The 14,721-nt window shown below is 76.2% G+C and carries 13 protein-coding genes; 6 read left to right on the top strand and 7 right to left on the bottom strand.

The features are described from left to right. Positions 1-27 precede the first annotated feature (27 nt). Both solA and ABD160_RS10310 read left to right on the top strand, forming a co-directional pair. On the top strand, positions 28-1,212 hold the full coding sequence (gene solA, locus ABD160_RS10305) for an N-methyl-L-tryptophan oxidase (protein ID WP_344020865.1): 1,185 nt from the start codon (positions 28-30) through the stop codon (positions 1,210-1,212). A 22-nt stretch (positions 1,213-1,234) separates the two neighbouring features. Continuing rightward, positions 1,235-2,554, top strand: a complete 1,320-nt coding sequence (locus ABD160_RS10310; RefSeq protein WP_344020867.1) for an aromatic ring-hydroxylating oxygenase subunit alpha — start codon at positions 1,235-1,237, stop codon at positions 2,552-2,554. Between the two features lie 9 nt (positions 2,555-2,563). On the opposite strand, the gene ABD160_RS10315 is transcribed toward ABD160_RS10310, so the two are convergent. Next, entirely contained in the window at positions 2,564-3,139 is a 576-nt protein-coding gene (locus tag ABD160_RS10315) for a DinB family protein (RefSeq protein ID WP_344020869.1), read from the bottom strand. A gap of 144 nt (positions 3,140-3,283) precedes the next feature. Between ABD160_RS10315 and ABD160_RS10320 the strand changes: the two genes are divergently transcribed. Further along, entirely contained in the window at positions 3,284-4,654 is a 1,371-nt protein-coding gene (locus tag ABD160_RS10320) for an FAD-binding oxidoreductase (protein ID WP_344020871.1), read from the top strand. A 119-nt stretch (positions 4,655-4,773) separates the two neighbouring features. Continuing rightward, entirely contained in the window at positions 4,774-5,907 is a 1,134-nt protein-coding gene (locus tag ABD160_RS10325; RefSeq protein WP_344020873.1) for a helix-turn-helix transcriptional regulator, read from the top strand. 91 nt (positions 5,908-5,998) lie between these two features. Here ABD160_RS10325 and ABD160_RS10330 read toward each other — a convergent pair whose 3' ends face one another. Then, positions 5,999-6,613, bottom strand: a complete 615-nt coding sequence (locus tag ABD160_RS10330) for a MarR family winged helix-turn-helix transcriptional regulator (RefSeq protein WP_344020875.1) — start codon at positions 6,611-6,613, stop codon at positions 5,999-6,001. A 203-nt stretch (positions 6,614-6,816) separates the two neighbouring features. Here ABD160_RS10330 and ABD160_RS10335 point away from each other — a divergent pair, with 203 nt between their 5' ends. Further along, the gene (locus ABD160_RS10335) at positions 6,817-8,157 is read left to right on the top strand and encodes an amidohydrolase family protein (protein WP_344020877.1); all 1,341 of its coding nucleotides are present in this window, start codon (positions 6,817-6,819) and stop codon (positions 8,155-8,157) included. A 151-nt stretch (positions 8,158-8,308) separates the two neighbouring features. Then, on the top strand, positions 8,309-8,614 hold the full coding sequence (locus ABD160_RS10340) for a BMC domain-containing protein (RefSeq protein WP_344020879.1): 306 nt from the start codon (positions 8,309-8,311) through the stop codon (positions 8,612-8,614). Positions 8,615-8,627: 13 nt separating this feature from the next. Here the strand turns inward: ABD160_RS10340 and ABD160_RS10345 are convergent, their stop codons facing one another. From ABD160_RS10345 to eutJ, 5 genes are all read right to left on the bottom strand, one after another. Further along, positions 8,628-10,799, bottom strand: a complete 2,172-nt coding sequence (locus tag ABD160_RS10345) for a helix-turn-helix domain-containing protein (RefSeq protein WP_344020881.1) — start codon at positions 10,797-10,799, stop codon at positions 8,628-8,630. 13 nt (positions 10,800-10,812) lie between these two features. After that, complete coding sequence (locus tag ABD160_RS10350) at positions 10,813-11,844, bottom strand: alcohol dehydrogenase catalytic domain-containing protein (RefSeq protein ID WP_344020882.1); 1,032 nt, start codon at positions 11,842-11,844, stop codon at positions 10,813-10,815. Further along, complete coding sequence (locus tag ABD160_RS10355) at positions 11,844-13,244, bottom strand: malate dehydrogenase (protein ID WP_344020883.1); 1,401 nt, start codon at positions 13,242-13,244, stop codon at positions 11,844-11,846. The genes ABD160_RS10350 and ABD160_RS10355 overlap by 1 nt, the downstream gene beginning before the upstream one ends. Continuing rightward, entirely contained in the window at positions 13,241-13,873 is a 633-nt protein-coding gene (locus ABD160_RS10360; protein WP_344020884.1) for a BMC domain-containing protein, read from the bottom strand. Before ABD160_RS10360 ends, ABD160_RS10355 begins: the two co-directional genes overlap by 4 nt. Next, the coding region (gene eutJ, locus ABD160_RS10365; protein WP_344020885.1) for an ethanolamine utilization protein EutJ at positions 13,870-14,721 on the bottom strand (852 nt) is incomplete at its 5' end. The genes eutJ and ABD160_RS10360, both read right to left, overlap by 4 nt.

The raw sequence follows: 14,721 nt of genomic DNA on the forward strand, positions 1-14,721 counted from the left end.
ACGCTCCGCGTTCCGACACTGGCCCCCGTGAGCACCTACCACGCGATCGTCGTCGGGCTCGGCGGACTGGGGTCGGCGGCGCTGCACCGGCTCTCCCTCGAACACGGCCCGGGCGTGCTGGGCGTCGAGCAGTTCGAGCTGGGACACCACCGCGGCGCCTCCCAGGACCACTCCCGGATCATCCGGCTCGCCCAGCACCAGGAGCACTACGCCGCGCTCGCCGCGCCGGCGTACAAGGCGTGGGCCGAGGTGGAGGCCGAGTCCGGGCAGCAGCTCGTCACCCGCACCGGCGGGCTGGTGATCGAGGACCGGATCGCCCGCGCCGGCACCGCGACCGGCACCCGCAACATCGAGGGCTACACCGCGATGTTCGACCGCTTCGGTGTCGGCTACGAGCTGCTCGACGCCGACGAGCTCGCCCACCGCTGGCCGCAGTTCCGGCCCGCGGGCGGTGAGCAGGCGCTCTACCAGTCCGAGTCCGGCATCGTCGACGCCGCCCGGGCGAACGCGGTGCACATCGCGCTCGCCCGGGCGCACGGCGCCGCCGTCCGCACCCACACCCCGGTCCGCGCGATCCGCCCGGACGGCGACGGCGTCGCCGTCGTCACCGACGACGGGACGCTGCTCGCCGATCGCGTCGTCGTCACCAGTGACGCCTGGACCAACCAGGTGCTCGCCGGCACCGGCGTGACCCTGCCGCTGACCGTCCTGCAGGAGCAGGTCACCTACTACGCCACCCCGCACCTCGCGGAGTTCGCGACGTCCCGGTTCCCGGTGTTCATGTGGCACGGCCGGCACAACTTCTACGGCTTCGGCGTCCACGGCGAGATGGCCACCAAGCTCGGCCAGCACATGGGCGGGCACGAGACCACCGCCGACGACCGCACCTTCGAGCCCGATCCGGTGCGCCGCGACCGCTACGCGCGGTTCCTCGACCGGCACATCCCCCGGTTCGGCGGGCCGGAGCTGTACTCGAAGACCTGCCTCTACACCGTCCCGCCGGACCAGGACTTCGTGCTCGACACCGTGCCGGGGCACCCGCAGATCGTGGTCGCCGTCGGGGCCGGGCACGCGTTCAAGTTCGCCGCGCTGATCGGCGGGCTGCTCGCCGACCTGGCGGCCGGTCGCGCACCCGCGCACCCGCTCGACGCCTTCTCGATCACCCGGCCGGCCCTCACCGATCCGGCCTTCCCGCGCAGCTTCCACACCTGAACCACCCCGGGAGGGGGAACCGATGTCCACCGACGCCGTCACCACCGCGTCCGGCGGCAGCCCGCACGACGCGCTGCCCGCCCGGCCGATGAACCCGGAGCTGTTCACCGACGAGCTCACCTACCGGCACACCCGGCTGCCGGTGGACCGGGCGTCCACCCTGCTCCCGGACGCCTACACCTCCCCCGCGTTCTTCGCCCTGGAGCGGGAGCGGGTGTTCGCCTCCGGCTGGGTCGCCGTGGGGTTCGTCGCCGACGTCGACCGGCCGGGCGCCTGCGTCGTCGTCGACGTCGCGGGCCGGTCGGTGATCGTCACCCGCAACCGGCACGGCGAGCTGCGCGGCTTCCACAACGTCTGCCGGCACCGCGCCACCCGGCTGCTCGACGCCGACGCCCGCGAGGTCGGGCGGCGCGGCCGGATCCGCTGCCCGTACCACAGCTGGACCTACGACACCGACGGTGCGTGCCTGGGCACCCCGCTGTTCGAGGGCTCCGACGTGCCCCGGGGCGAGGAGGCGGTGTTCGACACGTCGGCGGCGGCCGCGTTCGACCGGGCCGACATGGGCCTGCTCCCGGTCGCCGTCGACACCTGGGGTTTCCTGCTGTTCGTCAATCTCGATCCGGCGCCGGGGACGCTCGCCGCGCAGCTCGGGGACCTGTCGTGGCGGTTCGCCGACCACCACCTCGACGGCTGGGTACCGCTGCGGCGCCGCAGCTACGACGTCGCCGCGAACTACAAGCTCGTCGCCGAGAACTTCATGGAGTACTACCACCTGCCGTGGGTGCATCCCGAGCTCAACAAGGTGTCCCGGTTCTCCGACCACTACCGCTGGCAGGGGCCCGGGATGTACACCGGCATGTGCACGACGCCGGTGTCGCGCAACACCGAAGCCGGCGGCTGGGACGGCCTCCCGGCGCTGAGCACGCTCGGCGCGCGCGACGCCGACGCCGGCCGCTTCGTCTGGCTGTTCCCGAACACCGCGCTCGTCGTGCTCCCGAACCACGCGTTCGTGCTGCTCAACCGGCCGGTCGCGGCCGACCGGACGGTGGAGACCGCGGTGCTGCTCACCCATCCCGAGGCGGCCGCCGCGCCGGACGCCCAGGACGGGCTCGACCAGCTCGAACGGTTCTGGGACCTGGTCAACACCCAGGACCTGGAGATCGTCGAGCGGGTCCAGGACGGCATCGCGAACCCCGCCTACCGGGGCGGCCGGATGTGCTTCCGCTTCGAGGAGCCGCTGCACCGCTTCCAGAACATGATCATCGACCGGATGGTCGGGACCGACCGGGTGCCCGCCGGTGACGACGAGACGATGACCCGGATGTTCCCCGACCCGACGTGACCGCAGGGCTCACCCCCGGTGCGCCCGGGCGGCCGCGTCGATCCGGTCGTACAGCGCCGGCGACGTCGCCTCGTCGGCGAGATTGCCGACCTCCGCCCGGTGCCCGATCGCGCCGTCGACCGTCTCGCGCAGGATGTCGGCGTGCCCGGCGTGCCGGTGCGTCTCCGCGACCAGGTGCACCAGCACCCGGTGCAGGGTGACCGTGGCGCGCTCGGCGGGCCAGTGCGGGACGGTCCCCTCCGCGTCCGGCGCGAGCGCGGCGACGGTCGCGTCGGAGTGCGCCCACACCCGCCGGTAGAGGTCGACGACGTCGGCGCGGGACTCGCCGGGCGCCGCGAACAGGTCGACGACCGGATCGGTCCACACCTGCTCCATCCAGGCCGGGGCGTCCGGGAACGGGCGACCGAACGTGCTGCCCAGGTACCCGGCCTCGACCAGCGCGAGATGCTTGACCAGGCCGAGCAGGTTGGTCCCAGACGGGACCAGCGGGCGGCGGACGTCGTACTCGCCGAGCCCGTCCAGCTTCCAGAGCATCACCTCGCGTCCGGTCTGCAGGTATCCGCGCAGCGTCTCCTTGTCGTCCATCCCCGGGACCCTGCCCCCTCGGATGGGGGATGGCGACCCCGTACCTCCCGCCGTCCACGGGATGGGAGCGGCCCGCCCCGCGGCGGACGCTCGTCGTATCCGCGACATGCGACTCCACGAGATACGACACAGAGGACACCTGCGATGACCGACCAGCTCACCACCACCGAACCGCTGTCGTTCGACGGCACCCTGCTGCACCCCGGCGACCCCGGATGGGACGACGCCCGCCGCGCCTGGCAGCTGCGCGCCGACCAGCACCCCGCCGCGATCGTCCGGGCCGGCTCGGTCCGCGACGTGATCACCACCGTCCGCCGGGCCGCCGAGCTCGGCCTGCGGGTCGCCCCGCAGGCGACCGGGCACAACGCGGGCCCGCTCGGCCCGCTCGACGGCACCGCCCTGCTGCGCACCGGCGACCTGCGCGACGTCACCATCGACCCGCAGCGGCGGATCGCCCGGGTCGGGGCGGGCGCGCTGTGGGGCGACGTGACCGTCGCCGCGGCCGAGCACGGCCTCGCCGCGCTCGCCGGCAGCTCCCGCGACGTCGGCGTCGTCGGGTACACCCTCGGCGGCGGCGTGTCCTGGCTGGGCCGGGCGCACGGCCCGGCCGCCGGCCAGGTCACCGCCGCGGAGATCGTCACCGCGGACGGCGAGCTGCTCCGGGTCGACGACGAGCACCATCCCGACCTGTTCTGGGCGATCCGCGGCGGCGGCGGCTCGTTCGGCGTCGTCACCGCGCTGGAGTTCCGGCTGTTCCCGATCACCGAGGTGCAGGCCGGCGCGCTGTTCTGGCCGATCGAACGCGCCGCCGAGGTGCTGCACGCCTGGCGCGAGTGGGCGGACGAGGTCCCGGACACGGTGACCTCGGTCGGGCGGCTGCTGCGCTTCCCGCCGCTGCCCGAGATCCCCGAGCCGGTGCGCGGCCGGTCGCTGGTCGCGATCGAGCTGGCCTCGCTGGAGGGCCCGGTCGCGACCGAGCTGCTGCTGCGCAGGCTGCGCGCACTCGGGCCGGAGATGGACACCGTCCACTCGCAGTCCCCGGTCGACCTGGCCGACCTGCACATGGACCCGCCGACACCGGTCCCCGGGATCGGTGACGGCACCGGTCTGGCCGCGTTCCCGGTCGAGTCGCTGGACGCGCTGCTCGCCACGGTCGGCCCGGGTTCGACGCTGCCGCCGCTGCTGTCGGTGGAGATCCGGCAGCTGGGCGGGGCGCTGGCCCGCCCGGTCGGCGCCGTCTCCGGGCTGGACGCGGCGGTGGTCGTGTTCGCGGTGACGATCGCGCCCGACGACGGCGCGGCCGCCGCGGCGACCACCACACTGGACGCGCTCGCGTCCGCGCTCGCCCCGTGGGCCGCCGAGTCGACGTACCTCAACTTCGTCGAGCGGGCGGGGACCCGGACGTTCCCGGCGGCGACCCTGCGCAGGCTGCGCTCGGTGAAGACGACCTACGACCCGGCCGACCGGATCCGGGCGAACCATCCGGTCGCCCCGTTCGGTCCCGCCGGGTCCTGAACGGGCTGTCGGGTACCGAAGGGACTACGGACGACCGGGATGTGCACGCGTCCCGCCCGGGTGACCCTGGGCGGGACGCATCCGCGTGTCCCCGTCCCCACCGCCCCGGGAGAGCCACCGTGCCCCAGCCCGTTCCCGCCGTCCGGCCACAGCCGACCGAGGCGGGTGATCCCGGCCGCCGGATCCTCGTCACCGCATCGTCGCGGCTGCGCCGGGCCGTGCCGTTCGACGCCGCGGGCTGGTTCGCGGTGGACCCCGGCACGTTGCTGCCGACCTGCCCGGTGCTGATCGAGAACGTCGAGCCCGGCCGGTGCGAGGACTACTGGCTGCGCGAGGGCACCGTCGAGGACGTGACGCTGTTCCGCGACCTGGCCCGCCATCCGACACCGGCGGCCACCCTGCTGTCGGCGACCGGGGGCAATCCGCGGCGCAGCGCCCGCTACCGCGACTACCTGGAGCCCAACGGGTTCGCCGACGAGCTGCGGATCGCGCTGCGGGTCGGCGACCGCACCTGGGGGGTGGCCGTGCTGATGCGGACCGCCGACCGGCCGGCGTTCTCCCGGCGCGACGTCGACCGTGCGGTCGCCGCGGGCCCGGCGGTCGCGGCCGCGCTCGCGGCGCTGAACACCGCACAGCACCCGGACGACGCGGCCGGCGGCCCGGACTGCCCGGGCGTCGCCGTCTACACCGGCTGGGACGCGCCGCCGACCGTCGACGCGCAGGCCCGCCGGTGGCTCACCGAGCTGGCCGGGACCGACTGGGTGCACGACCGGACGTTCCGCACGACGGCGACCGCACTGATCTCGCGCGCCGACGCGGTGGCGGCCGGCCGGGACGGCGGGCCGGCCACGATCCGGGTCCGCACCCGGACCGGGCGGTGGCTCGCGCTGCACGCCTCCCGCCAGCAGCCGCTCAGCGACCCCCGCACCCCGGACGACGCGGCCCCCGCGGTGATCGTCGTCGGGCCGGCCGCGCCGACCCAGGTCGCGCCGCTGCTCGCCGGTGCCTACGGGCTGAGCCCGCGCGAGCAGGAGGTCACCGCGGCGGTGGCCCGCGGACTGTCCACCGCCGACGCCGCCCGGGAGCTGCACATGTCGCCGCACACCGTCCGCGACCACCTCAAGGCGATCTTCGGCAAGCTCGGCGTGAGCTCGCGCGGCGAGCTCGTCGCCCGGCTGTTCGCCGACCGGGCGCTGCCCGCGCTGGTCGATCCGGCCGCGCACACCACGGCCGGCGTGCTCGCCGCGGGCTGAGGACCGGCCGGTCCCCGCCGCACCGGTCCGAGTTCGTGCGGCGGCCCGCAGCCGGTGCGGCGGCGGGTCGCTCAGCTGTGGTCGGCGGCCGTCACCGGTCGCGCGGCTGCAGTGCCCCGGCGTGCGCGGCGACGGCCCCGGCGAGCGCGCCGAGCGCGTCCAGCTGCTCCGGGGTGAGGGCGTCGACCAGCACCGCGCGCACCGCCCGGTCGTGCCGCCCGCGCACCTGCTCGACGAACGCGCAGCCGCTGCGGGTCACCGCGACGGCGACGCCGCGCCGGTCGCCGCGGGAGCGGCTGCGGCGGACCCAGCCGCGCTCCTCGAGCCGGGCCACGGCGTGCGCGAGCCGGCTGCGCGACCAGCCCGCCTCGTCGGCCAGCGCGCCCATCCGCAGCGGGGTCCCCGGTCGCGCGGCGAGCACCGCGAGGATCTCGAAGTAGGTCAGCGGGATCCCGGCGTGGTCGAGCAGGTCCCGCTCGACGTGCTCGACGAGCAGCCGGCCCAGGCCGCGCAGCGAGGTCCAGGCGGCACGCTCCGGCCCGCTCAACGCGCCACCGGCGACGGCTCCGGGTGGATCGGGCGGGACCGGCAGCACGGGCGGGACGGACAGCACAGCTGGATCGGGCGGGACCGGCAGTACGGCTGGATCGGGCGGGCCGGCCGGTGCGGCCGGGGCGGGGCGGGTCCCCGGGGCGAGCCGTGACATGGCGTGGTTCTCCCTGGTCGGTGGTCCTCCCAGGGTCGCGCCGGTCCCCCGGCCGGCCCATCCCGTGCCCGGCGGGAAGCACGCCGGTCCCCTCCCCCATCGGCGGGGGGTGCCCCGGGAACGGACCCGGTCGCGCGGGATCGGCACGGGCCGCCGTCCGGCGGACGCTTGCGGTGGCAACGACCCGAGCGAGGAGAGATCCCATGAGTACCCGAACCCTGATCACCGGGGGCGTCGTCGTCCCCGTCGACCCGCAGGTCGAGAGCGGCCCCGGCGTCGACGTCCTGATCGACGGCGGCCGGATCGCCGCCGTCGGCCGCGATCTCGGCCACGTCGACGCCGAACGGATCGACGCCACCGGCACCGTCGTGATCCCCGGCTTCGTCGACACCCACCGGCACACCTGGGAGACCGTGCTGCGCGGCGCCCTGCCCGCGACCACCCTGGACGGCTATCTCGGCCACCTCGCCGGGGTGGTCGGCCCGGTCTTCCGCCCGCAGGACGTGTACGCGGGCACCCTGCTCGGCGCGCTGGAGGCGCTCGACGCCGGCATCACGACGCTGCTGGACTGGGCGCACGCCAACAACACCCCCGAGCACGCCGACGCCGGCGTGCGGGCGCTGACCGAGGCGGGCATCCGCGCGGTGTACGCACACGGCACCCCGGCCCGCGGCGACTGGTGGCTCGGCTCCGTGCACCCGCATCCGGCGGACGCCCGCCGCGTCCGGGAGCGCTACTTCGCCTCCGACGACGGGCTGCTCACCTTCGCGCTCGCCGTCCGCGGCCCCGGGTTCACCACCCCCGAGGTGGTCGCCGCCGACTGGCGGCTCGCCCGCGACCTGGCCGCCCGGATCTCGGTGCACGTCGGCATGCGGGTCACCGGCATGCGGACCGCGGCCGTCGCCGAGCTGGACGCCGCCGGCCTGCTCGGCCCGGACACCACCTACATCCACGCGAACACCACCACCGACGCCGAGCTGGACCGGATCGCCGCCACCGGCGGCACCCTCTCGATCGCCCCCTACGTGGAGATGCTGATGGGCCACGGGCATCCGCCGATCGGCCGGGCCCGGGACCGCGGTCTCGCGCCGTCGCTGTCGGTCGACGTGGCGACCTCGGTGCCCGGCGACATGTTCACCCAGATGCGGACCGCGCTGGCGGCCGGCCGGATCGCCCAGCTGGGCGACGACGTCGACGTGCCGTTCGCGCCGGACCTGACCCACACCGGGGTGCTGGAGATGGCCACCCGCCACGGCGCCGTCGCGAGCGGGCTCGGCGACCGGACCGGCACGCTGACCCCCGGCAAGGCGGCCGACGTGGTGCTGGTGCGCGCCGACGCCGTCAACACGGTGCCGCTGCTCGACCCGGTCGCCACCGTCGTCACCTCGGCCGGCACCGCGAACGTCGACACGGTGCTGGTCGGCGGGACCGTCCGCAAGCGGCACGGCCGGCTGGTCGGGATGGACCTGGCCCGGCTACGCGCGCTCGCCGAGGACAGCCGCGACGCGGTGCTCGGCGGCGTGCCGGTGGGGGCGTCCGCCTGAGCGGCACCGCCCGAACCCGCCTCGGCCCGCTCCGCGGCGGACAACCGGGGGGCCCGCGGTTGTCCGGCCGGGACAGCGTGCGGCCCGCCCGGCGGACCTAGGGTCGGGGTCGGTCCGGCGACGACGCCGGCGTCGGGAAGGAGACGGCTCCATGGCGGAGGCACGACGGACCGGGGGCGCCCTCGGGATGATCGAGACCAAGGGCCTGGTCGGGGCGGTCGAGGCCGCGGACGCGATGGTGAAGGCGGCCAACGTCGAGATCGAGGGCTACCGGACCCTGCGCAACGGGCAGGTCTCGGTGCTGGTGCGCGGCGACGTCGGCGCGGTGAACGCGGCGATCGCCGCCGGTCGGGCCGCCGCGGTCCGGGTCGGCGAGCTCTACAGCAGCCACGTCATCCCGCGCCCGCACGGCGACACCGAGCAGATCGTCACCGACGCGATCCAGCCGACCCGCTGACGGGGCCGCGGCGTCAGCGTTCCGGCTCGGACCCGGCGCCGTCGGCCTCACCGTCGGCCCGGGTCACCTGCAGCAGCCGGAGCGCGAAGTCGGCCCGCATCCGGTCCTCGTGCCGGCCCAGGTCCAGCCCGGTGAGCTGGCGGATCCGCTCCAGCCGGTAGCGCAGCGTCTTGTGGTGCACGAACAACCGGTCGGCGGCCAGCTTCTGCGAGCAGTCGGCGTCGAAGAACGCGCGCAGCGTGCGCACCAGCGAACCGTCGTTGTCCCGGTCGTAGTCGAGCAGCGGGCCGGTCACCTCGTCGACGAAGGTCTGCAGGTCCGGGTCGTCGCCCGAGCCCAGCAGCAGCCGGACGATGCCGAGCTCCTCGTAGAGGAACACGTTCCGCCCGCCGAACCGCTTCGCCGCCGAGAGCGCGGTCCGCGCCTCGTTCAGCGCGCTGGGGAGGTCCACGACCTCGGCGTGCTCCCGGCTGATCCCCCAGGTCAGCTGCAGCTCCGGCACCTCCTCGTGGATGGCCGCCGCGAACGCGTTGACCAGGTCCTTGGCGCCGCTGCGGTCGAGATCGGCGGCGATCGCGACGAGCAGGTCGCCGCGCAGGCTGGCCAGCGCCAGCCCGCGGCCCTGCAGGGTCCGCACGGTCCGCAGCACCCGCCTGCGGACCCGGTCGGTCTGCGAGGTGTCCCAGCCGAGCCGGCTGGCGAGGCCGTCGATGTCCTCGATCCGGCCGTGCAGCACCCGCAGCCCGCCGGCCAGGTGCACGTTGAGCTGCTGCGCCCGCGTCCGGGCGGCGAGCCGGTGCTCGACCGGTCCCTGCAGCAGGTCCCAGAGCACCTGCTCGGACGCCTCGGCGCGGGCCCGGCTCGCCGCCCGCTCGCGCAGCAGCGCCAGCGAGCAGGCCATCGCCACCTGCACCGCGACCGCGTCGAGCAGGTCCCCGGTCCGGTCGGTGCGCACCAGCAGCACCTGGCCGACCTGGTCGCCGTCGGCGTAGACCGGCCGGGCCAGCGCCCGCCGGTCGGTGAGCGCCGGCCCGGCGGTGCCGACCGGCAGGGCGTCCGGCAGCTGGGACACCAGATCGCGGGCGCGGTGCCCGGCGATCCGCACCCCGTCCGGCCCGTACACGCCGATCTCGCAGCTCAGCTCGGTGGCGACGGTGCGGGCGATGGCCGGCAGCCCGCCGCCGCCGATCACGATCTGCAGCAGGTCCTGCTGCAGCCGGGAGGTCCGGTCGAGCACCGAGACCTGCTGCTGGAGCGCGTCCCGGGCGCGGCCGAGCCGGTCGGCGGCGGCGGCCTGCTCGTCGTAGAGCCGGGCGTTGTCGATCGCGATCGTCGCGAAGTCGGCGAGGGTGACCATCCGGCGCATGTCCCGGTCGGTGAACACCGAGCGGCGCCGCCGCCACACCTCCAGCACGCCGAGGAACTCGCCGCGCAGCCGGAGCGGGACGGCCAGCGCCGACCGGGTCTCCTCGCGTTCGGCCAGCGACATGAAGTCGTCGCTGATCGTGCGGTCCTCGAGGTAGGAGTCGACCTTGGCCGGTTCGCCGGTGAGGAACACCAGCCCGGCGACGCCCTGGCCGCGGCGCATCTGCAGCCGGGCCGTCTCGGTGGAGCGGTTGCCGACGCAGGCGCGCATCTGCACGACGTCGCCGTCGCGGAGCATCACCCCGCAGATGTCGGACTCGAGCAGCCGCAGGGTCTGCTCGGCGACGGTCAGCAGCACCTCGTCGAGGTCGCGGACGGTGAGCAGCCGCCGGGACACCTCCCGCACCGCGTCGGTCTCGGCGGCCGCCGCGTCGACGTCGCTGCGGGACCGGGTGCGGATCAGTTGCAGCGACAGCCAGGCCCGGCCCTGCCGCAACCGTTCGACGACGTCCGGGCCGAGCGCGGCGTCCGGGTCCCAGCAGAGCGCGGCCGGGCCGTCCGCCCCGACGATCAGGCCGGACCGGGCGGGGACCGACGCCGGTCCGCCCGGCGGCAGCCCGGCCGACCCGACACCGGATCCGGCCAGCACCTGCCAGCGCTCGTCGCACCAGGCCGCGACGGTCACCGGGGTGCCGGCGAGCATCGCCGCCTGGGTCGCGAGGTCGTCGGCGGCGCGCTCGGTGTCCGCCGGCACCGAGGCCAGCAGCCGGGACAGCCCGTCGGGCCGGGATCCGACGCGGGCCGGGTCGAGTGTCGTCATCCCACCCCCGCCGTCAGAGCGCGATCAGTGACTTGAGGGTACGTCGCTGCGCCATCCGCCGGTACGCGTCCGGGGCGCCGTCGAGCGGCACCGTCTCCTCGGCCACCACGGCCGGATCGACGGCGCCGGACCGGACCAGCGCGAGCAGCTGGTCGCCGTCGCGCATCAGGTCGCCGATGGCGAACCGCAGCGACAGCTCGTCGGCGAAGGCCCGGCCGGCGGGCAGCGACCAGTCACCGGTGTGCACCCCGACCGACACGACCGTGCCGCGCCGGCGGACCAGCTCGAACGCCGCGTCCAGCCCGTGCGGCCCGCCGACCGCGTCGATCACCACGTCGGCGCCGCGGCCGTCGGTGAGCAGCCGCGCGGTGCGCGGCGCGTCGGCCGGGTCCACCGCGACCGAGCCCTCCCGGCCGGCGAGATCGCGCCGGGCGGCGACCGGTTCGACGAGCAGCACGGTGCCCGCGCCGCAGGCCTGCGCGGCCAGCGCGGCGAGCTGCCCGACCGGTCCGCCGCCGAGCACGGCGACGGTGTCGCCGGGCAGCGGATCGGCGCGCCGGACGGCGGCGTAGCCGGTGGCCAGGGTGTCGCCGAGGAAGACGGCGGCGTCCGGGGAGATCCCGTCGGGCACCGCCCGCAGGACGGTGTCGGCGAACGGGACCCGGACCAGCTCGGCCTGGGCGCCCGGCAGCGGCGGCCCGAACGCGGTGCCGGTGCCGAAGAAGCGGCGCTGCGGGCACTCCCAGTGGTCGCCGCGCCGGCACCACCAGCAGGAACCGCAGGCGGTGAAGTCGGCGCCGACGACGGTGTCGCCGGGCCGGTGCGCCGCCACGGCGGCGCCGGTCTCCACGACCTCCCCGACGAACTCGTGGCCGAGCACGGCGCCGACGTCGAGCCCGTCGCCGTGCGCGACGGTGTGCAGGTCGGTCCCGCAGACGGCGGCCCGGCGGACCCGCACGATCGCGTCCGCGGGCTGCTCCAGCCGCGGGTCGGGCACGTCCGACACCCGGACCGTGCCGTCGCCGGCGAAGGTGACCGCGCGCATCACGCCGCCGCGGCGAGCTCGGCCACCCGTTCCCGGATGCGGTCGGCCGCCGCCCGCAGCGCGGTCAGCTCGTCGGGCCGCAGGTCCAGGGTGACGATCTCGCGCAGCCCGTCCCGGCCGAGCCGGGCCGGCAGCCCGACGTAGACGTCGGAGATGCCGTAGCTGCCGTCGGCGAGCACCGCGGCGGGCATCACCTCGCCGGTGTCGGCGGCCATCGCCAGCACCATCCGGGCCGCGGACATCCCGGGCGCCATGAACGCGCTGCCGGACCGGAGCAGCCCGACGACCTCGCCGCCGGACCCGCGGGCCCGGGACACCACGGCGTCGAGCTCGGCGGCCGGGACCGCCGAGGCCAGCGGTTTCCCGTCGACGGTGGCCCGGGAGAGCGGGATGACCATCTCCTCGCCGTGGCTGCCCAGCGCCCACGCCTCGATCCGGTCGGCGCGGGCGACGCCGCTCAGCGCGGCCAGCGCCTGGAAGCGGGCGGTGTCGAGCACCCCGGCCATCCCGAGCACCCGGCCGGACGGCAGCCCGGACGCGGCCCAGGCGTGCTGGGTCATCTCGTCCAGCGGGTTGGTGACGACGACGATCACCGCCCGCGGGGACGTCGCCGCGACCTGCCGGGCGACGTCCCCGACGATCGCCGCGTTCGTGCTGATCAGGTCGGAGCGGCTCATCCCCGGTGTGCGCGGCTTCCCGGCGGTGATGATCACGTAGTCGGCCGGGCCCGCCTCGGCCACCGTCGCCGCACCGCGCACCCGGGTGCCGAACCCGGACAGCGCCGCGGTGTGGGTCAGGTCCAGCGCGATGCCCGCGGCCCGCCCCGCGTCGATGTCGACCAGCACGACCTCGGCGAACACGTCCGCGTCGGCGAGCCGCATCGCGGCGATCATGCCGACGTTCCCGGCCCCGACGACGACCACCCGGCCTGTCGCGCCGCTCCCCGGCCCGGCCGAGGGGGCGGTGGCCGCGCCGGGCAGCACGCTGCGCGGCAGCGGGGCGCCGCGCCGGAACAGCGCACCCGACGGCGGCCGGACCGGTGGCGGCGGGCCGCCGGGCAGCGGGGCGGCGGGCGCGGCGCCGGATGCCGGGCCGGTCGGTGCCGGCACCACCCCGGCGGCGCCGGACCGAGTTGTCCCGGCGGCGCCGGCCCTCGTCGCCCGAGCGGCGCCGGACCCGGTCGCCGGAGCGGAACCGGACCCGGTGCCCGGGGCGGGACCGGCCACGGTGGCCGGGGGTGCCCCGGCCACCGCTGCCGCGGCGGGCGGCGGGCCGGTCACGATCTGCACGGCCAGCTCCCGGGCCCGCTCCCGGGCCAGCGGGGTGACGATGTCGCCGGGCCGCACGTACAGCGTCCCGCCCGCGGCGGCGTCCACCGACGCGGCTCCGTGCACGGTCATCGCCGGTCCTCCCGCCCGTGGATGCCCTCCAGCGCGGCGACCGCGGCGTCCCGGGCGGCCTGCACCGCGCTCTCGGTCCCGGACAGGAACATCCGGCCGAACCGGCCCACGGCGCGCAGCTCGATGACGGTGATGTCGGCGGCCTTCTCCGCCTCGTTGGCGGCGACCGCGATGTAGGCGGCCGGGGCCACCTCCATCACGAACAGGCTCTGCCCGGGCATCAGCATCGAGCCCTTGCGCCACTTGTTGAGCAGCTGCGCCTGGTAGGGGTGCACGTTGGTGATGAACTGGGTGGAGGCGATCGTCGGGCGGATCCGGTCGGCCTCGGTCATCCCGAGTTCGTCGAGGATGGCCTGCCCGGACGCCAGCACCTCGGCCTGCTGCTCGGAGTGGATCTCCAGCAGGCCGAACTCGCGCTCGATGATCTGCAGCGCGGGCCGCACCCCGGCGGCCTTGAGCGCGATGTCGGCGGCCCGGAACACCTCGTTGCCGGGCGCCATCTCGATGTAGAGCTCCGCCATCCCGGCGAGCGGGACGTCGCCCGGGCTGGTCGCGGCGATGTGCGCCGCGCACTGCGGCTGCATCCGGTCGACGAAGGCGTAGGTGCGCAGGGTGGGGGTCGCGCTCATGCCCGCGCCCCCGCCCTGGCGATCCCGACCGGGGTGATGAGCAGGGCGTGCGGATAGGTCACGACGGTTCGCTCCAGGTAGCCGGCCAGCACGTCGTCCGCGCCGGGGATCATCAGGGCGCCGCCCGCCAGGTGCAGCGGCAGGTCCTCGGCGCCCGCGGTCAGTGCGCGGACGTTCTCCGCGATCCGTTGCAGCCCGGGGACCAGGATCGGGAGCGCCTCGCGGGGCTGCGACCGCTTGCGGGCCTCGGCCTCCTCGACGCCGATCCCGAGCGCACCGGCCAGCACCAGGTCGAGGTGGTGGCCGCCGCCGGGGCGGTCGTCGAGCCGGACCAGCTCGCCGTCGCGGTAGACGCCGACCCCGGTCGAGCCGCCCCCGACGTCGACGACGACGCCGTCGCGCACCTCCAGCGTGCGCTGTGCCGCACCGACCTCGTCGACCAGGACGACCTCGTCGAACCCGGCGGACTCGCAGACGTAGGTGCAGGCGCGGGCGTCCGCGACCGGGATGCACGGCGGGTAGGCGGTGGCCGCGCTGCGCAGCTCGACGCCGAGTGCGGCCTCCGCCCGCTCGCGGAGCCGCCGCACGGTGGCGGTGGCCCGGGCGAAGTCCACGACGACGCCGTCGGCCAGCGCGCCGGACGGATGGCTCTGCACCCAGACCGGGTGCTCCCGGCCGTCCGGGGCCACCGCGAGGACGACCAGCACGCATCCGGCCGTCCCGAGATCGACCCCGGTCCGGAGGGTGTCCGCGGCGGCCACCGCGGCGATCGCGGACCGGTCCGGCCCGCCGTCCCCGCCGATCGCCGCGGCGGTGGCGGCCGCCGCGGCGAGCAGCACCCGCGGGGT

This window comes from Pseudonocardia kongjuensis (assembly GCF_039526905.1).
Lineage (GTDB): Bacteria > Actinomycetota > Actinomycetes > Mycobacteriales > Pseudonocardiaceae > Pseudonocardia > Pseudonocardia kongjuensis.

Excerpts from the sequence above, each read along its gene's own strand:
- ABD160_RS10355 (WP_344020883.1), bottom strand. The coding sequence starts at position 13,244 with ATGACCGTGCACGGAGCCGCGTCGGTGGACGCCGCCGCGGGCGGGACG.
- ABD160_RS10345 (WP_344020881.1), bottom strand. The coding sequence starts at position 10,799 with ATGACGACACTCGACCCGGCCCGCGTCGGATCCCGGCCCGACGGGCTG.
- ABD160_RS10310 (WP_344020867.1), top strand. The coding sequence starts at position 1,235 with ATGTCCACCGACGCCGTCACCACCGCGTCCGGCGGCAGCCCGCACGAC.
- ABD160_RS10350 (WP_344020882.1), bottom strand. The coding sequence starts at position 11,844 with ATGCGCGCGGTCACCTTCGCCGGCGACGGCACGGTCCGGGTGTCGGAC.
- ABD160_RS10315 (WP_344020869.1), bottom strand. The coding sequence starts at position 3,139 with ATGGACGACAAGGAGACGCTGCGCGGATACCTGCAGACCGGACGCGAG.
- ABD160_RS10360 (WP_344020884.1), bottom strand. The coding sequence starts at position 13,873 with ATGAGCGCGACCCCCACCCTGCGCACCTACGCCTTCGTCGACCGGATG.
- ABD160_RS10335 (WP_344020877.1), top strand. The coding sequence starts at position 6,817 with ATGAGTACCCGAACCCTGATCACCGGGGGCGTCGTCGTCCCCGTCGAC.
- ABD160_RS10320 (WP_344020871.1), top strand. The coding sequence starts at position 3,284 with ATGACCGACCAGCTCACCACCACCGAACCGCTGTCGTTCGACGGCACC.
- ABD160_RS10340 (WP_344020879.1), top strand. The coding sequence starts at position 8,309 with ATGGCGGAGGCACGACGGACCGGGGGCGCCCTCGGGATGATCGAGACC.
- ABD160_RS10330 (WP_344020875.1), bottom strand. The coding sequence starts at position 6,613 with ATGTCACGGCTCGCCCCGGGGACCCGCCCCGCCCCGGCCGCACCGGCC.